13 protein-coding genes are annotated in these 15,918 nt (G+C 65.7%); 6 read left to right on the top strand and 7 right to left on the bottom strand.

Going from position 1 to position 15,918, the window contains the following annotated elements; translation table 11 throughout:
• Window positions 1-7: 7 nt before the first annotated feature.
• From AC1DX2_RS10825 to AC1DX2_RS10815, 3 genes are all read right to left on the bottom strand, one after another.
• Complete coding sequence (locus tag AC1DX2_RS10825) at window positions 8-880, bottom strand: NAD-dependent epimerase/dehydratase family protein (RefSeq protein ID WP_477196348.1); 873 nt, start codon at window positions 878-880, stop codon at window positions 8-10.
• Entirely contained in the window at window positions 880-2,499 is a 1,620-nt protein-coding gene (locus tag AC1DX2_RS10820; protein ID WP_477196347.1) for a long-chain-fatty-acid--CoA ligase, read from the bottom strand. Before AC1DX2_RS10820 ends, AC1DX2_RS10825 begins: the two co-directional genes overlap by 1 nt.
• Before the next feature lie 116 nt (window positions 2,500-2,615).
• Window positions 2,616-3,026 carry a hypothetical protein gene (locus AC1DX2_RS10815; protein WP_477196346.1) on the bottom strand — a complete coding sequence of 137 codons (411 nt, stop codon included), beginning with the start codon at window positions 3,024-3,026 and terminating at the stop codon, window positions 2,616-2,618.
• Window positions 3,027-3,173: 147 nt separating this feature from the next.
• Between AC1DX2_RS10815 and AC1DX2_RS10810 the strand changes: the two genes are divergently transcribed.
• Together AC1DX2_RS10810 and AC1DX2_RS10805 are read left to right on the top strand one after the other, a co-directional pair.
• The gene (locus AC1DX2_RS10810) at window positions 3,174-5,006 is read left to right on the top strand and encodes an amidase (RefSeq protein ID WP_477196345.1); all 1,833 of its coding nucleotides are present in this window, start codon (window positions 3,174-3,176) and stop codon (window positions 5,004-5,006) included.
• Between the two features lie 48 nt (window positions 5,007-5,054).
• Window positions 5,055-5,543: a hypothetical protein gene (locus tag AC1DX2_RS10805; protein WP_477196344.1), complete on the top strand. Its 489-nt coding sequence runs from the start codon at window positions 5,055-5,057 to the stop codon at window positions 5,541-5,543.
• A 21-nt stretch (window positions 5,544-5,564) separates the two neighbouring features.
• Here AC1DX2_RS10805 and AC1DX2_RS10800 read toward each other — a convergent pair whose 3' ends face one another.
• Both AC1DX2_RS10800 and AC1DX2_RS10795 read right to left on the bottom strand, forming a co-directional pair.
• Window positions 5,565-7,751, bottom strand: a complete 2,187-nt coding sequence (locus tag AC1DX2_RS10800; RefSeq protein ID WP_477196343.1) for a hypothetical protein — start codon at window positions 7,749-7,751, stop codon at window positions 5,565-5,567.
• 168 nt (window positions 7,752-7,919) lie between these two features.
• Window positions 7,920-9,227, bottom strand: a complete 1,308-nt coding sequence (locus tag AC1DX2_RS10795; RefSeq protein WP_477196342.1) for a replication-associated recombination protein A — start codon at window positions 9,225-9,227, stop codon at window positions 7,920-7,922.
• A 32-nt stretch (window positions 9,228-9,259) separates the two neighbouring features.
• Here AC1DX2_RS10795 and AC1DX2_RS10790 point away from each other — a divergent pair, with 32 nt between their 5' ends.
• Both AC1DX2_RS10790 and AC1DX2_RS10785 read left to right on the top strand, forming a co-directional pair.
• Complete coding sequence (locus AC1DX2_RS10790) at window positions 9,260-9,559, top strand: single stranded DNA-binding domain-containing protein (RefSeq protein WP_477196341.1); 300 nt, start codon at window positions 9,260-9,262, stop codon at window positions 9,557-9,559.
• Window positions 9,560-9,581: 22 nt separating this feature from the next.
• On the top strand, window positions 9,582-10,088 hold the full coding sequence (locus tag AC1DX2_RS10785) for a pilin (RefSeq protein ID WP_477196340.1): 507 nt from the start codon (window positions 9,582-9,584) through the stop codon (window positions 10,086-10,088).
• A 25-nt stretch (window positions 10,089-10,113) separates the two neighbouring features.
• Here the strand turns inward: AC1DX2_RS10785 and AC1DX2_RS10780 are convergent, their stop codons facing one another.
• Window positions 10,114-10,851: an MOSC domain-containing protein gene (locus AC1DX2_RS10780; protein WP_477196339.1), complete on the bottom strand. Its 738-nt coding sequence runs from the start codon at window positions 10,849-10,851 to the stop codon at window positions 10,114-10,116.
• A gap of 296 nt (window positions 10,852-11,147) precedes the next feature.
• Between AC1DX2_RS10780 and AC1DX2_RS10775 the strand changes: the two genes are divergently transcribed.
• A complete protein-coding gene (locus AC1DX2_RS10775) occupies window positions 11,148-11,774 on the top strand; it encodes a glycine zipper 2TM domain-containing protein (protein WP_477196338.1) in 627 nt (208 codons plus the stop codon).
• Window positions 11,775-11,778: 4 nt separating this feature from the next.
• Window positions 11,779-14,529 carry an alpha-ketoglutarate dehydrogenase gene (gene mdeB, locus AC1DX2_RS10770; protein ID WP_477196337.1) on the top strand — a complete coding sequence of 917 codons (2,751 nt, stop codon included), beginning with the start codon at window positions 11,779-11,781 and terminating at the stop codon, window positions 14,527-14,529.
• Window positions 14,530-14,546: 17 nt separating this feature from the next.
• On the opposite strand, the gene AC1DX2_RS10765 is transcribed toward mdeB, so the two are convergent.
• Window positions 14,547-15,833, bottom strand: a complete 1,287-nt coding sequence (locus AC1DX2_RS10765) for a hypothetical protein (RefSeq protein WP_477196336.1) — start codon at window positions 15,831-15,833, stop codon at window positions 14,547-14,549.
• Between the last annotated feature and the right edge of the window lie 85 nt (window positions 15,834-15,918).

Here is a 15,918-nt window from a genome sequence, read left to right as displayed (position 1 = left end):
CGATCGCTCAGCCCAGCAAGTCAGCCACGCCGAATCGAGGCGAGTAGCCCAGCAACCGCGCCGCCTTGTCATGCGAGATCAATACGCGCGGCCCGGCGTAGCCTTCGGCAAACTGCGTCACCTGCGGATAGAACCGCGCCGCCAGCTCCCGTGCATCCAGCCCCGTCCAGTTGTCCTGCGCGGTGATGAAGAAGGCCTCGTGCAGCGTCGGCAAATCCACCTCCAGCGCCAGCCGGTGGGCGGTGGCGACGTCTTGCGCGTGCACCCAGGTCCACAGGTTCTTGAACCAGTTGGGGTACTCCGCCACCAGCGTGCGGTAGAAGGGCAGTTGTTCGGGCTCCGGCAGCCACACCCAGGGCGGGCGCAGGCACACGGTGCGCATGCCGGTGCGGTCTGACGTGGTCTTGCAAATCTGCTCGCACACCACCTTGCTCAGGCCATAGGGGTCTTGCGGGCGGTTAGGGTGCTGCTCGTCGATGGGCAGGTAAAGCGGCACCAGGTTGTGCGTGGCAAAGGCCGAGCCCAGCGTGGACTCGCTGCTGGTGAACACCAGTTTGGTGATGCCCGCCTGCGCTGCCGCCTCCAGCACGTTGAAGGTGCCGTTCACGTTCACATCAAACACCCGCTTGGCCGGGTCGTTCAGCGGGTGCGGGATGCCGGCCACGTGCAGCACAGCGTCGTAGCCGCCGGCCACGGCCTGTTGCACGGCGTGCGCGTCCAGCACATCGGCTTCATGGAAGCGGCTCACGTCCCGCCGGGGCGCCACGCGGTCCAGCACGCCCACGGTGTAGCCGTACGCCAGCAGCTCGTCCACCACATGGCGGCCGACAGCGCCACTGCCGCCGGTGACCAGCACGCGTTGGTATTTTCGCCCGGTCATCAGCGGGGAAAGCGCTCGCGCAGCTTGATCTTCCAGAACTTGCCGGTGGAGGTGCGCGGCACCGCGTCAATCACCTCAAAGCGGTCCGGCACCTGCCACTTGGCAAAGCCGTGCTGCATCAGGTGCGCGCCCAGCTCTTCCTTGCCGATCAGCTGGCCGGGCTTGAAGACGATGCAGGCCAGCGGCCGCTCGCTCCACTTCTCGTCGGGGATGGCGATGACGGCCGCCTCGGCAATCGCCGGGTGTGCCATCAGCGCGTTCTCCAGGTCCACCGAGCTGATCCACTCGCCGCCGGACTTGATCAAGTCCTTGGTGCGGTCGGTGATGCGCACAAAGCCCAGCTCGTCCATGGTTGCCACGTCACCCGTGCGCAGCCAGCCGTCGGCGGTGAATTTGTCTTCCGTCACCGGCACCTCGTGGTAGCTGCCGGTGATGAACGGCCCGCGCACCTGGATCTCGCCCATGGTCTTGCCATCCCGTGGGGCGTCGCCTTCTTCGGTGCGTATGCGCACGTCCACCAGTGGCACCGGCACGCCGGCCATGGCGGCGCGGCGGTAGCGTTCGTCGATGCCGGTGTTCTCCAGTTCGGCGCGCGGGTACGAGACGGTGGCCAGCGGCGATGTCTCCGTCATGCCCCAGCCCTGCAGCAGCCACACGCCGTGGCGGTGGAAGGCGCGTATCAGCGCCTCGGGCACCGCAGCGCCGCCCACCAGCGAACGCAGGCCGGGCGGCAGCTTCCACTTGCCGGGTTCTTCCGTCAGCCCGCGCTCGTAGGTCTGTATCAGCGACATCCAGATGGTGGGCACACCCAGCGCCAGCGTGGGCGGGTGCTGCGTCATCAGGTCCAGCAGGTCGTTGGGCCCCAGGTGCGGGCCGGGGAAGATGAGTTTGAGCCCCACCATCACCGCCGCATAGGGCGTGCCCCAGGCGTTGGCGTGGAACATGGGCGTCACCGGCAGCAGCACGTCGGTGCCCTTCAGGCCCCAGTAGTCGCCCATGCAACCCACCAGCGTGTGCAGCAGCGTGGAGCGATGCGAATACACCACGCCCTTGCTGCGGCCGGTGGTGCCCGAGGTGTAGCACATGCTCACCGGGTCGGTCTCGGCATGCGGTGCGTACTCGAAACCATCCGGGTCGGCATTGGCCAGCAACACCTCGTAGTCGTCAAAACCCTTTTCCACTGGCGCACCGCTGAAGGGGAAGACGATGACCCGCTCAAACTTGTGCAGGTGCGCAAACTGCTTGTACAGCGGCAGCAGGATGTCGTCGACGATGATGAAGCGGTCTTGCGCATTGCAGGCAATCCAGCCGATCTCGTCGGGCGCCAGGCGCAGGTTCAGCGTGTGCATCACGCCACCGGCGGCGGGGATGCCGAAGTAGGCCTCCAGGTGCGCGTGGTGGTTCCAGCTCAGCGTGGCCACGCGCTCGCCCTTCTTCAGGCCCAGCTTTTGCAGCGCGGAGGCAAGTGCCCGGGTGCGGCGGTACCACTGGCCATAGGTGTGCGTCTTGTACGACTTGTCGGGCAGGCGCGAGACGATGGTGTTGCGCGCGAACAGCGAGCCGGCGCGCTCCAGCTGGTCGTTCAGCGACAGCGGGCGCTCCATCATGGTGGAAATCATCGGGGGCTCCTGGGGAGTTCTTCTTACCCCCAGTTTCCCCCATTTTTGCTGCAATGCAACTTGGGGCTGACCCTGCCGTCGTCTGCTGCGGCCTGGTCCGCCTTGAACTGCCGGGCCTACTTGGTGGCAGGCTTGCCCGGCACGATGGTGGTGGTTTCCTTCAGCGTGCCGCCGGCAGCCACGCTGCCTTCCACCGTGCCCTCGCCGCGGGCGCGGGCCAGGCAGTCCTTGCGGTCATCGCCCGTCAGTGGCTCGCAGCGGGCGCGGGCGTTCTTGCGCAGGTTGGCATTGCCGTTGTCGAGCTGGCCCTTCTTGGCCTCGGCCAGTGCATTGCGCGCCTCGCGCTCGCAGGTGGGCTGGTCCTGGTTGGAGCGGCCTTCCTTGCACACGGCCATCTCCTTGTTGAAGTTGGCTTGTGCGTCTGTCTTGGCGGCGTCGGGCAGGGCCCAGGCGGCGCTGCCAAGCCATGCGGTGGCCATCAAGGTGGAAAGGGCCAGATGGCGAATCAGTGGGGTGGATGGTTTCATGGTGTCTCCTGTGGGTGCAGCCTAGGGCGGCGGCGCCCGGCGGTCTGTGCGCTGCCAGACTTAGCCTGCCGGCGCGGGCGTTTTCAGTGAGAATGCAGCTTGCCCGCCGCCCCCGGCGCACCCACTTCCATAGACAGGCCAACCGCAATGAACACACGTCGCCAGTTCATGGTGAAAGCTCCCGCCGCCTCGCTCGGCCTGCTGGCCGCCACCGGCGCCACGCTGGCTGAGGCACAGGCAGATGCCAAGGCAGCCGCAGCCTCCGCCCTCGCCACGCCGCCTGCCGGCGCGCCGCCCACCTTCGGCGCGCTGCCCCCGGTGGGGCCGGAAGTGTCCGTCAACACCTTTGCCGAAGCCGAGAAGCTGGCGCAGGTGAGCCTGACAGCGCCCGAGCGCACCATGGCCGCCACCGCCTGGCGCACCTCCATGGCCGCTATGCTGGAGCGCCGCACCGGCCCCAAGAAAGTGCCGCTGGCCGATGCCGTGGCCCCCGCCACCGTGTGGAACCCTGTGCTGCCCGGCATGCGGCAGCACGGCCCGCTGCGCCAGCGCTTCGTGCGCAGCGCGGCCAACCCCGCTCCGCTGCCCAAGAGCGATGCCGACATCGCCTTCGCCCCGGTGACGCAACTCTCGCGCTGGATAGAAAAGCGCCAGCTCAGCTCCGAGCGGCTGACGCGCATCTACCTCACCCGCATCGCCCAGCTCGATGGCAAGCTGCGCAGCGTCATCACGCTGACCGACCAGCACGCCATCGCGCAGGCGAAGAAGGCGGACGCGGAGATCGCCGCCGGCAAATACCGCGGCCCGCTGCACGGCATCCCCTATGGCGTGAAGGACTTGCTGGACACCGCCGGCATCCCCACCACCTGGGGCGCCGAGTTCTACCGCAAGCGCACGCCGAAGGAAGACGCCACCGTGGTGCAGCGGCTGAACGCCGCCGGCGCCGTGCTGATCGCCAAGCTCAGCCTGGGCGCGCTGGCGCTGAACGACGTCTGGTTTGGCGGCCAGACCATGAACCCCTGGCTGCTGGAAGAGGGCTCCAGCGGCAGCAGCGCCGGCCCCGGCTCGGCCACCGCCGCCGGGCTGGTGGCGTTTTCCATCGGCTCTGAGACCGGCGGCAGCATCGTCAGCCCCAGCATGCGCTGCGGCATCACCGGCCTGCGCCCCACCTTCGGCCGCGTGGCCCGCACCGGCGCCATGACGCTGTGCTGGTCGCTGGACAAGCTGGGCCCCATGACCCGCAGCGTGGAAGACGCCATGCTGGTGCTTGCCGCCATCACCGGCCCCGACAGCCATGACGTGGGCAGCGTGCCCGCCAAGCTGGACTTCGACGCCAAGGCCGGCGTGAAAGGCCTCAAGCTCGGCTACGTGGACGCCTGGATGAAGGAAGACCCGGCGACGGATGTGGACCGCGCTGCGCTGGAAGGCCTGAAGAAGCTGGGCCTGCAAGCCAAGCCCATCACGCTGCCCGACTGGCCCTACCAGTCCCTCGACCTGCTGCTGTTCGCCGAAGCCGCCGCCGCGTTTGAAGACATCACGCTGGACGGCCGCGCTAACCAACTCAAGGTGCAGGTGCCCGACGCCTGGCCCAACCTGTTCCGCCAGGCGCGCTTTCTCTCGGCCGTGGACTTCGTGCAGGCCGACCGCCTGCGCCGCCTGGTGGCGCAGGAGATGGCGCGCATCTTCACCGAGGTGGACGTGCTGCTGGTGCCCTCGCTGCGCGGCGAGATGCTGACCATCTCCAACAACACCGGCCACCCTTCACTGACGCTGCGCACCGGCAGCGTGCAGGTGGGCGAGGCGCGCAGCGACTGGGCGCCTGACCCGGCCAAGCCGGCGCCAAAGTTCAACCCGCCGCGCACCGTGCCGCATGGGGTGACGTTGATCGGCCGCTTGTTTGACGAGGGTACCTTGGCCAATGTGGGGCTGGCGCTGGAGGGCTGGGCGAAGGTGAATACGCAGCGGCCACCGGGGTTCTGAACAGCAGCCACTTCGCCGACGGAACACAACCTGCGTTATAAACGCAGCATGAAAAGTATTGCTTATGGCGCCTGCCTGGGTGTCGTGGGGGGCGTTGCCATATTGCGGATCCTTGCGTATCTGCTGAACCTGGTCCATCTCCCGCTTCCTCTGAATTCCAGCTTTGGCCTGTTTCTTGGTTACTTCTCCCTGGTGCCGCCCATGCTGTCGGCATTCGTTCCCAGATTCCTCCAGCTGCTGCTCACCTTGATCGTCGCGCTGCTGGCCGGGCGGCGCATCTGGTTGCTCGCCACGCGCAAAGAGGGCTGGCCGCCCGCCGCCTTCACGGGCGTGCTCAAGTGGCTGGGCATCGTCGGCCTTTGGTCGCTGGGCCTGGGCCTGGTTGTGCTGCTGTTCAGCATCCTGCTGAAGGCCGGCTCCGGCGTGCCGGCAGGCTTGGTGATGCTTCCCGCCGTCATTTGCCTGCCTTGGGGGTTCTTTGTCACCGAGGGCATCAGCTTGTGGCAGGCCCTGCGCAGGCCACCCGGTACGACCTGACAACCGGATGTGGCGCCCCACTCAGTTGCAGGCGAGTGGATAGGGGGCTTGGTTGTATCCATTGACGGGGTTGCAGATATTGCCGCCACCATCCGTGACAAAGCCGTTGTTGGGTCTGCCACCGAAACTCGGCCCCAGCTGTGCGCGAGTAAAGTCATTGTTCTTGAACACGTTGTTGCTGATGTGAAAGTCAGCGGCCGTGGGCTCGGTGGTTCCCGGGCGGATATTGCCCGGCGCGCCGAAAAGGTAGCCCAGGTTGTCGGTCAGCTGCAAGGCGCCGCCACCACCGCCCGCACGCACCGGCCCGGTGTAGCGGTTGCCTGAGAACAGGTTGTCCTTGAAATACACCCCGCTGTCCGCGGGGATGGCATTGGCCGGGGCCTGGATGAAGCCCGCGCCGCGCAAGCCGTAGTTGCGGTAGATCCAGAACATGTGGGGCAGGTTGCTCATCGTGTTGTTGGAGACCGTGGAGCCGATCAGGCCGAGCCAATACCACCCGCCCACGCCGCAGTAGCCGGCATTGGAAATCGTGTTGCCGTCAATGACGTTGGACGTGATGGTGCCAATCCATTCCACGCCGCAATCAAACACATTGCGTATGGTGTTGCCCTGGATGAGCGTTGCGCTTTCATCAAACAGTGCGATGCCGTCATCGGCTCCCTGGTATTTGTAGTCGAGCACGCCGGGAGATCCGCCGTCCAACAGGTTGCCCAGGATTCGGTTCTGTGACCCATACATCAGCACGACCAGGCCTGTTGCCTTGTTGTTCGGTCCGGCGGGAGACAGCACGCGGTTGTTCGAAATCGTGTTGGCGGTGCCCACCACCAGCTGGAAGCTTCCGATCAGATCGTTGTTGTCCATCACGATGTGGTCTGAATGGTCCAGGCTGACGATCAGGGACGGGTAGTCGCCGCCAAGCGCATTGCTGGCAGCGCGCGCGGCCGGTGCGGCGAAGTTGTTGTGCGTGATGCTGCCGTTGCTGCTGTTGAGCACGTTCAAGACGGTGTCTGTCAGCACGCAATTCTTCAGCGAGAAATTCTTCACGTTGGTGAGGGACACCATCGGGCCATGCGTCGCATCCGTTTGCGAAATCAGGTGGCCTCGGCAATCCAGCTGCACGGCGCTGGTGTCATGGACCTGCAGGCACGCCGGCAGGCCCTGAATGCTGGTCAGCACCAGGTCCTTTTGCAGGAAATAGCTGCCGGGTTGGTTGATTTCGCGGCAGCTGGTGATCGCCTTGGCGTTCAGCGGCGCGGCGACGGTAAGCGCCGCTGTCTGGCGGATGACCACGCCGGTGGCGCTGGTGGCCGCGACGGCATAGACCAAGCCATCGTCCGCCACCGCCACCGGGTCCACCACCAGCGTGTCAGACACGGCGCCGGCGATCGGCGTTCCAGCCCGCAGCCACTGGTAAGTTGTACCCGGGCCAACCGGCGGCACGGCCTTGAAGATGACTTGATCGCCCGGGCTGGCCTGCACGGTGGCGGCACTGGCGCCGGCAGCCAGTGACAACGCCACCGAGATCCGGGTCTTCACGGTCAACACCGCGCGCTTGCTGGCCACACTGCCATTGCCGTTGGTCACGATGACGCGGAACTGCGAGCCGCTGTCCGCCGCGCTCAGGTTCCCCCGCGCCAGGGTTGAATCGGTGGCGCCTTGGATATTGGAAAAGTTGGCGCCCTGGTCCTGACTGACCTGCCACTGGAACGACAGCGCGCTCTGGGTGGCGTCGGCGGCCACGTCGACCGAGAAAAACACCGTGGCGCCAGCGGGCACTTCAACGTCCCGCGGGGACTGAACGATATTGGGAAATCCACAATGCGCGGGGTAGACAAAGCAGGCAAAGTCCGCCAGCTGACCCACGACCACGCCGGCATTGCCCGAAAACGGCCCTTTGACCACCAGGTTGCCGCCGGCCGTGGCGAGGTAGTTGCCGGTGTCCGCGTAGTAGCGGTAGGTCAACGCCGGTAGGGCGGAGGCATCCACCTGGGTGTTGGGGTGGCCGGGAAAAAACTGAGGGAAGGCCTGTTCAGCCCAATCGAACACGTCCGCAGGAACTGGGACTTGCGGTGTGGGTGCTTGTCGCTGCACCACGCGCAACGCGCGGGCCTGCATGGCCATCGCGCTGGCTGGGGTCAATGCTGTTTCGTTGGCGGGGGAGCTGCCGCCGCAGGCCGCCAGGGCCAAGGTGAACAATGAGGCCACCATCACGAGGAAGGTGTTTCGCCGGGGAGTCGTATGTTTTTGAAAATTGGAGACGGTTGATGTCATGAACAGCATAAAAAAGCCCGCACATGCGGGCGACAGGTACGTGAAGTCTACTGGCACCGCCAGCGGGTGGCCATCCCCCAAACGAGGGGTTCGGGTGGCGCGCGGCTAGCCCTTCTTCTGCACCCTGGCCTGCGCATCCAGCTCCCGCAGCTGCCGCAGTTTCTCCCCAATCTTGATCTCCAGCCCGCGTTCAACGGGTTGGTACCAATTGGGCGGCGCCATGCCATCGGGGAAATAGTTCTCTCCCGCCGCATAGCCGCCTTCCTCGCTGTGCGCATAGCGGTAGTCCCGGCCGTAGTCCAGCTGCTTCATCAGCTTGGTCGGCGCGTTGCGCAGGTGCAGCGGCACCGGGCGGGTGCTGTCTTTCTTGATGAAGGCCTTGGCCTCGTTGTAGGCGGTGTACACGGCGTTGGACTTGGGCGCCATCGCCAGGTACACCACGCACTGGGCCAACGCCAGCTCGCCCTCTGGCGTGCCCAGGCGCTCATACACCTCGGCGGCGTCCAGCGCCAATCTCAATGCACGCGGGTCGGCCAGGCCGATGTCTTCGCTGGCCATGCGCACCAGGCGGCGGGCCATGTAGCGTGGGTCGGCGCCGCCGTCCAGCATGCGCACAAACCAATACAGCGACGCATCCGGGTCGCTCCCACGCACGCTCTTGTGCAGCGCGCTGATGGTGTCGTAGAACTGCTCGCCGCCCTTGTCATAGCGGCGCAGGCGCTCGCCCAGCACCTTGAGCAGCCAGTCGTCGGTGATGGGGTCGCGCTTTTCCGCCGTGGCGGCCACGGCCAGGGTTTCCAGCGTGTTCAGCAGGCGTCGCGCGTCGCCATCGGCATAGGCCACCATGCGGTCGCGCGCCTTCTCGTCCATCGCCGGCACGGCACCCACAGCTTGCGCGCGGCGGATGATCTCGCGCAGGTCTTCCTCACCCAGCGGCTGCAGCACATACACGGCGGCGCGCGACAGCAGGGCGGAGTTGACCTCGAAAGAAGGGTTCTCGGTGGTGGCCCCGATGAAGGTGAACAGCCCGCTCTCCACATGCGGCAAAAAGGCGTCCTGCTGGCTCTTGTTGAAGCGGTGCACCTCGTCCACGAAGACGATGGTGCGGCGCCCCTGGCCCTGCGCCACCAGCGCTTGCTCCACCGCCTCGCGGATGTCCTTCACACCGCCCAACACGGCGCTGATGGTCAAGAACTGGGCGTCAAACGCATCCGCCATCAGCCGCGCGATGGTGGTCTTGCCGGTGCCCGGCGGCCCCCACAGGATGCAGCTGTGCGGCTGGCCCGACTCAAACGCAATGCGCAGCGCCATGCCCTCGCCCAGCAGGTGCTGCTGGCCGATCACCTCGCCCAGCGTCTTGGGGCGCAGGCGCTCGGCCAGGGGGGTGTGGGTGCTGCTAGCATCGGCTCTCATACGGGCTATTGTGGCGCAACGGGGATATGTCGATGATTGACGCTTTGGTTTCAGGCCGTGTTTTCGGCGACCCCGAGCAGCGCCTTGGCAAAGGAAACACCCCGTTTGTGGTGGCCAAGGTGCGCGCACCCGCCAACGACGGCGAAACGGTGCTGGTCAACGTGATCGCGTTTGACGCCATAGCCGCCGCCGCGCTGCTGGCCCTGCGCGATGCCGACGCCGTGTCGCTGGCGGGCAGCATCACCCCCAAAGTGTGGACCGACAAGCAGGGCAACACCCGCCCGGCGTTGGACATGGTGGCCCACCGCGTGCTGGCGGTCACCCCGCTTTAAGCCGCTTGCCGTGTCCGGCCTTATGCGACAACACCCGAACCCTGAACGCACCGGCTTCACGCTGGTGGAGCTGATGGTGGTCGTCGCCGTCATCGCCATCCTGGCCAGCATCGCGCTGCCCTCGTTCGTGGAACGCATCATGCGCAACCAGGTGGTGGAGGGCGTGGCCGTGGCCGACTTCGTACGTCAGGCGGTGGCCGTCACCTACGCCACCACGCGCAAGCTGCCGTCGGACAATGCCGCGGCCGGCCTTCCGGCCAGCGACAAGATCGTGGGCAACTACGTCAGCGGGGTGGCGGTGGCAGAGGGTGCCATCACCGTCACCTTCGGCAACCAGGCCAACCGCAACCTGCAGGGCAAACAGTTGACGCTGCGCCCCGCCGTGGTGGCGGATGCCCCTATGGTGCCTATCGCCTGGGTGTGCGCCGGCGCCCCTGTGCCCGCCAAGATGACGGCCATGGGCACCAACGGGACCACGCTGCCCGCCGCCGCGCTGCCCCTCAACTGCAAGGGTCCCACTGCGCCGTGAGGTGAACGACGCAGCACCGCCCGCCTCACCCCTCCACAACCACCTCATCCCCCACCGCCACGCGCCCCGGCTCTACGGTGCTGCCGTACACCCCCAGGCACCCCTGGCGCTCGTTGGCCACGGTGCGCAGCACGGCAGGGTTGCGTTGCGTCGTCACCGGGTCGATGGTGATGACCACGCAGCGCCCATCGCGCTTGTCCACGCGCAGGCGCAGGCTGCCTAGGCGCAGCACGCGGCCGACCCAGTCGTCCTCGGCAAACGGGGCGTCGCCCGCCGCCTGCACCAGGATGTTGGGGCGGAAACGCTGCACGTCCAGGCTGGTGCCCACTTGCTCACCCAGCCGCGCGATGGTCTGCGTGGTGATGAGCGACAGCGGAAAGGTGTCGAACACGCCCCGGTCTTGCCGCAGCACCCGTGCGCCCGTGGGGCACAGCTCGGCGGCCAGCGCGGGGTCTGTCACGTCAAAGCTGGCGCCGCTGGGCGTGCGCACCTGCGTGGCGGATTTGTCGGGCCGCGCGGGGTCGGTGAAGCTGGGTTGGTAGTGGGCCATGTCGGCGCGCTCGCGCAGCGTCAGCCAGGGGAAACCGCTGAGCGGGTGGCCGTCTTGCACAAAGGCCCAGCGGCGGTCGCCCGCCAGGCCGTGCCAGCTGACATCCACCTCGGTCAGCGCCTCGGCAGCCATGGATTTGACGGGATAGCGCCACAGCGCCACAACGCGGCCAGCAACAGTGGGGGAGGGTGCGCCATTCAACAAGCCAGACATAAGCAGGCCTTTCTCTTGAGAAAGGCGCCCTTACGTGGGTCAACCCGTGTCGAGCGTGGCGGGTGGCCCCGCTGCAGCGCCCCTCGGCACAGGCGGTGCGCCACCGGCGGCGGCGCACTCAGACAGCGCGAATTTTAGCGCCGGCCGCAGGGCGTCGCCAGCCCGTCCCCCCGCCACCAGGCATCCCCCATTTTCGTGTTGCGTGTCCCACTGAAAAAAACCGCCACCCCCGCTACACTGCAAAGAGCTTGTGCAACCCCGTGCACCCCCTGCACAACCCCTAGAAGGAGACAGCCATGACAACACCATCCGCAAAACTGCTATGCAACGCCACCCTGGCCCTGGCGGCCCTGCTGGGCTTGTCCGGCGCGGCCCACGCCGCCAGCGCTGCCGACGAGCGCTACAACGCCGAGGCCAAGGCCGCCAGCGCCCGCTACGACCAGGACAAGAAGCTGTGCAACGATGAGAAAGACGCCAACGCCCGCATCACCTGCCGGCGCGACGCCAAGGCCGAGTATGACGCGGCCATCGCCTCCGCCAAGGCGCAGCGCGGCGCGGCACAGGTCGCACAGCGCAATGGCGAACCCAGCTGCAGCACGTGCGGCCGCGTGGTCTCGGTGCATGTGTCCGAGCGCAAGGGCGAGGCCGGCGTGGTCGGCACCGCCGGTGGCGCCGTGGTGGGCGGCGTGCTGGGCAACCAGGTCGGCGGCGGCAACGGCAAGACGCTGGCCACCGTGGCCGGCGCCGTGGGTGGCGCGCTGCTGGGCCGCGAGGCCGAGCGCCGCTACAAGGCCACCAAGGTGTGGAACGTGGAAGTGCAATACGACAACGGCGACAAGAAAACCTTCGCCTTCAACAACGACCCCCGCTACGCCGTGGGCGACTGGGTGAAGAACTCGGGCAACAGCATCACCCGCAATTGACCTGATGTCCTCCGCCGACAACCAAGACGTCGACCCGCAAGAAACCCAGGAGTGGCGCGACGCCTTCGCCACGCTGCTGGCCGCGCAAGGCCCCGCGCGCGCCCGCTACATCCTCGACGAGCTGGCCCGCCAGGCCCGCACCGCGCGCACCGGCTGGCAGCCCGAGCTGTGCACGCCCTACATCAACACCATAGGCGTTGACCAGCAGCCCCAGTTCCCTGGCGACCTGGCGGTGGAAGAGCACCTGGCCGGCCTGATGCGCTGGAACGCGCTGGCCATGGTGGTGCGCGCCAACCAGGCCTATGGCGAGCTGGGCGGCCACATTGCCAGCTATGCCAGCGCGGCCGACCTGTTTGAAACCGGCTTCAACCACTTCTTCCACGCCGCCGAGCGCGACCAGCCCGGCGGCCACGGTGGCGACCTGGTCTTCTTCCAGCCCCACAGCAGCCCCGGCGTCTACGCCCGCGCCTATTTGGAGGGCCGCCTGACCGAAGACGACCTGAAGCACTATCGCCAAGAGCTCACCGCCCCCGCCGCCCGCCAGGCCCAGCACGCGCTGGAGCTGAGCGACGACGAGGGCAGCGACGGCAGCGCGCAACCGCTGGCACGCGGCCTGTGCAGCTACCCGCACCCGTATTTGATGCCAGACTTCTGGCAGTTCCCCACCGGCTCCATGGGGCTGGGGCCTATCAGCTCCATCTACCACGCGCGCTTCATGCGCTACCTCACCCACCGTGGCCTGCTGGACTGCGGCGCCCACACCGCGCCCGATGGCCGCGCGCTGAACCAGCGCCGCGTGTGGGGCGTGTTTGGCGACGGCGAGATGGATGAGCCCGAGAGCATGTCCGCCCTGACCCTGGCCGCCAGAGAGGGCCTGGACAACCTGGTGTGGGTGGTCAACTGCAACCTGCAGCGGCTCGATGGCCCCGTGCGCGGCAACGGCCGCATCATCGACGAGCTGGAAAAGCTGTTTGCCGGCGCCGGTTGGAACGTCATCAAGCTGGTGTGGGGCAGTGATTGGGACGGCCTGTTTGCCAGAGACACCACAGGGGCACTCGCCCGCGCCTTCGCCAACACGGTCGACGGCCAGATGCAGACCTTTGCCGCCAAAGACGGCCGCTACAACCGCGACACCTTCTTCGGCCAGAACGAAGAGCTGGCCCGATTAGCCCAGGGCATGACCGACGAGCAGATCGACCGCCTGAAGCGCGGCGGCCATGACCTCGTCAAAATTCACGCCGCCTATGACGCCGCCGCCAAGCACACCGGCCAACCCACCGTCATTCTGGCCCACACCAAGAAGGGCTATGGCATGGGCAGCGCCGGCCAGGGCAAGATGACCACGCACAGCCAGAAGAAGTTTGACGAAACGGATTTGATCGCCTTTCGCAACCGCTTCAACCTGCCGCTGAGCGACGAGCAGGTCACCCAGCTGCAGTTCTACCGCCCGCCGGCAGACAGCGCCGAGATGCGCTACCTGATGGACAAGCGCCAGGCCCTGGGCGGCGCCATGCCCAAGCGCCTGACGCAGTGCGCGGTGGTGGCCGTGCCGCCGCTGGCCAGCTACGCGCAGTTTGCGCTGGCCGCCGATGGCAAGGAGATGAGCACCACCATGGCCTTCGTGCGCATGCTGGGCGGGCTGCTGAAAGACAGCACGCTGGGCCCGCGCATCGTGCCCATCGTGGCCGACGAGGCCCGCACCTTCGGCATGGCCAACCTGTTCAAACAGGTGGGCATTTATTCCAGCGTGGGCCAGCGCTATGCGCCCGAAGACATAGGCAGCGTGCTCAGCTACCGTGAGGCGCTGGACGGCCAGATCCTGGAAGAGGGCATCTCAGAAGCCGGCGCCCTGGCCAGCTGGACGGCCGCCGCCACCAGCTACAGCGTGCACGGCCTGGCCATGCTGCCGTTCTACATCTACTACAGCATGTTCGGCTTCCAGCGCGTGGGCGACCAGATCTGGGCCGCGGCGGACCAACGCGCACGCGGCTTCCTGCTGGGCGCCACCAGCGGCCGCACCACGCTGGGCGGCGAAGGCCTGCAGCACCAGGACGGCAGCAGCCACCTGATGGCCGCCACCATCCCCAACTGCAAGGCCTACGACCCGGCCTTTGCCGGCGAGCTGGCCGTCATCATCGACCACGGCATGCGCGAGATGCTGGAGCAGCAGCAAGACGTGTTCTATTACGTCACGATGATGAACGAAAACTACGCCCAGCCGGATTTGCCCGCAGGCGCAGAGGGCGACGTGGTGCGCGGCTGCTACCGCTTTGCCACCTATGGCGCCGAGGTCAACGGCACCGGCAAGCCCATCACGCTGATGGGCAGCGGCGCTATCCTCACCGAGGTGCTGAAGGCCGCCAAGGTGCTGGCCGGCCCCGAGCACGGCTTTGCGGTGGAAGTGCTCAGTGTGACGAGCTGGAGCGAGCTGGCCCGCGACGGCGCCACCGCCCACCAAGCCGAGCACGCCACCGGCACCCCCGAGCCCGGCGCCGAGAGCCACCCCGACAACGAAACCGGCCGCCTGCCTTTCATCACCCACCAGCTGATCACCGGCGTGGGCGACGGCCCGGTCATCGCCGCCACCGACTACGTGCGCGCCGTGCCCGAAGCCATACGCGCCTATGTGCCCGAAGGGCGGGCCTACCGCACGCTGGGCACGGACGGGTTTGGGCGCAGTGACACGCGGGCTGCGCTGCGGGAGTTTTTTGGCGTGGATGCGGCGGCGATTGTGCGGGCCGCGTTGGCGAGTTGATGGCTACGCTCTACGGGTCAATTATGAGTGTGAGCTAGTAGGTCCTGGGCTTTGACGAGTACGTAACCAGGCTTACGTTTCAGAGCCTCAACATCTTTCTCATGTCCAGACTTGTGGTTGATGAGGAGTTGGAGTATTGGCAAGAGACCACCGACCGCCGGCACTACCTGATCTGTTGCAACTCCGAAAGCAGAAAGGCCCAAACCAAGCACCGCATATCCGGTCTTCCAATACCTGGCGGCGCTCTTCTCGATGACTTCTAGCTCCGCCCTAACTTCGGCGGCTTGATGGCGAAGCTCATGAAGAAGCTCTGTGGACTTCGAACTGCCTATGTCATTTAGTTGAGAGTTTAGTGTGCCGGCTATTTTTTCGCGAAATTTCGGCATAGCCTGTGAGGCCTCTTGGCGAAGCTGTAAGACTTGCACGGGGCTTAATTCACTGACCCAGGGGATCGCGAAGCGCCCGCTGTTGTCCAACAATGCCATTTGCTGCCGCGAAAAAGCCCGACCCTCTTGATGCTGTAGACCAGCGATACCAACGCGAGAGTTTGAAAATACCACTCCTGAACCCAAAGAAGCATCTCTTGCTGCCCAAAGGGCTCCATGTACAGCTGTGTAAATCTGAAACTGCGCGAAATCTCGTGGGGTTGAAGTTGGATCGATGTTCTTTTCATAGCCATACATCGACGCAGATGGCTCATAGAGGGCTCCGGTATGAACTCTGTATGTTCCATCTCCTGGGCGAACTACCGACACCTCGCCAGCGTACTCATTGAGCAACTTGTCCGTGATGCTCTCGACAGTAGTTTCAAACCGGTCTATGCATGACTGACATGCGGGAATAGCTGGAGGGCGGAATTTCAAAATTCCGGCTGCAATTAATGGGAACAGAACCAATGTGAGCAGTCCATCGTCGAACAGTTTGTCTAGCTTTGCATTTGTAACTCGCCCGAAATTTGCCAAATCGCTCGTCAGGTTGTCGGTTACCCAAATGTGATCAGCGATAAGCCCTACGCTACGAGTTAGGCGCTCAGCCAGTGCCATGCGACATTCAAAATTTTGACAAGCTCGTCTCGAGAATAGGTCTAGGCCACCGTCAAGATATACGTCAAACTCTGTCGGCTTCGCTTTGGCCGCCTGACCAAAGCTATCAGCTTGATAGAGTTCGGATTGACGGCGCAACTCTGGGAGTATGTCCCGTATGCGTTTTCGCATCTCGCGCTCGCTCGACGGGAATCCATTTTTGGAGATTGCGGTGACAAGCAACCCCACACCGGGGGGCACATGAGGCAACTGTTCTGGCATTAGGTACCGCCCTTGTATCTGCGATTCTTAGCGCAATCATACAAAGTAACTTTTGGCCCCCCGGCCGCGCCTGTTCAACTTGCGC

Source organism: Hylemonella sp. P2_B10, assembly GCF_056404875.1.
This window is presented reverse-complemented; position numbering and strand designations above follow the sequence as displayed.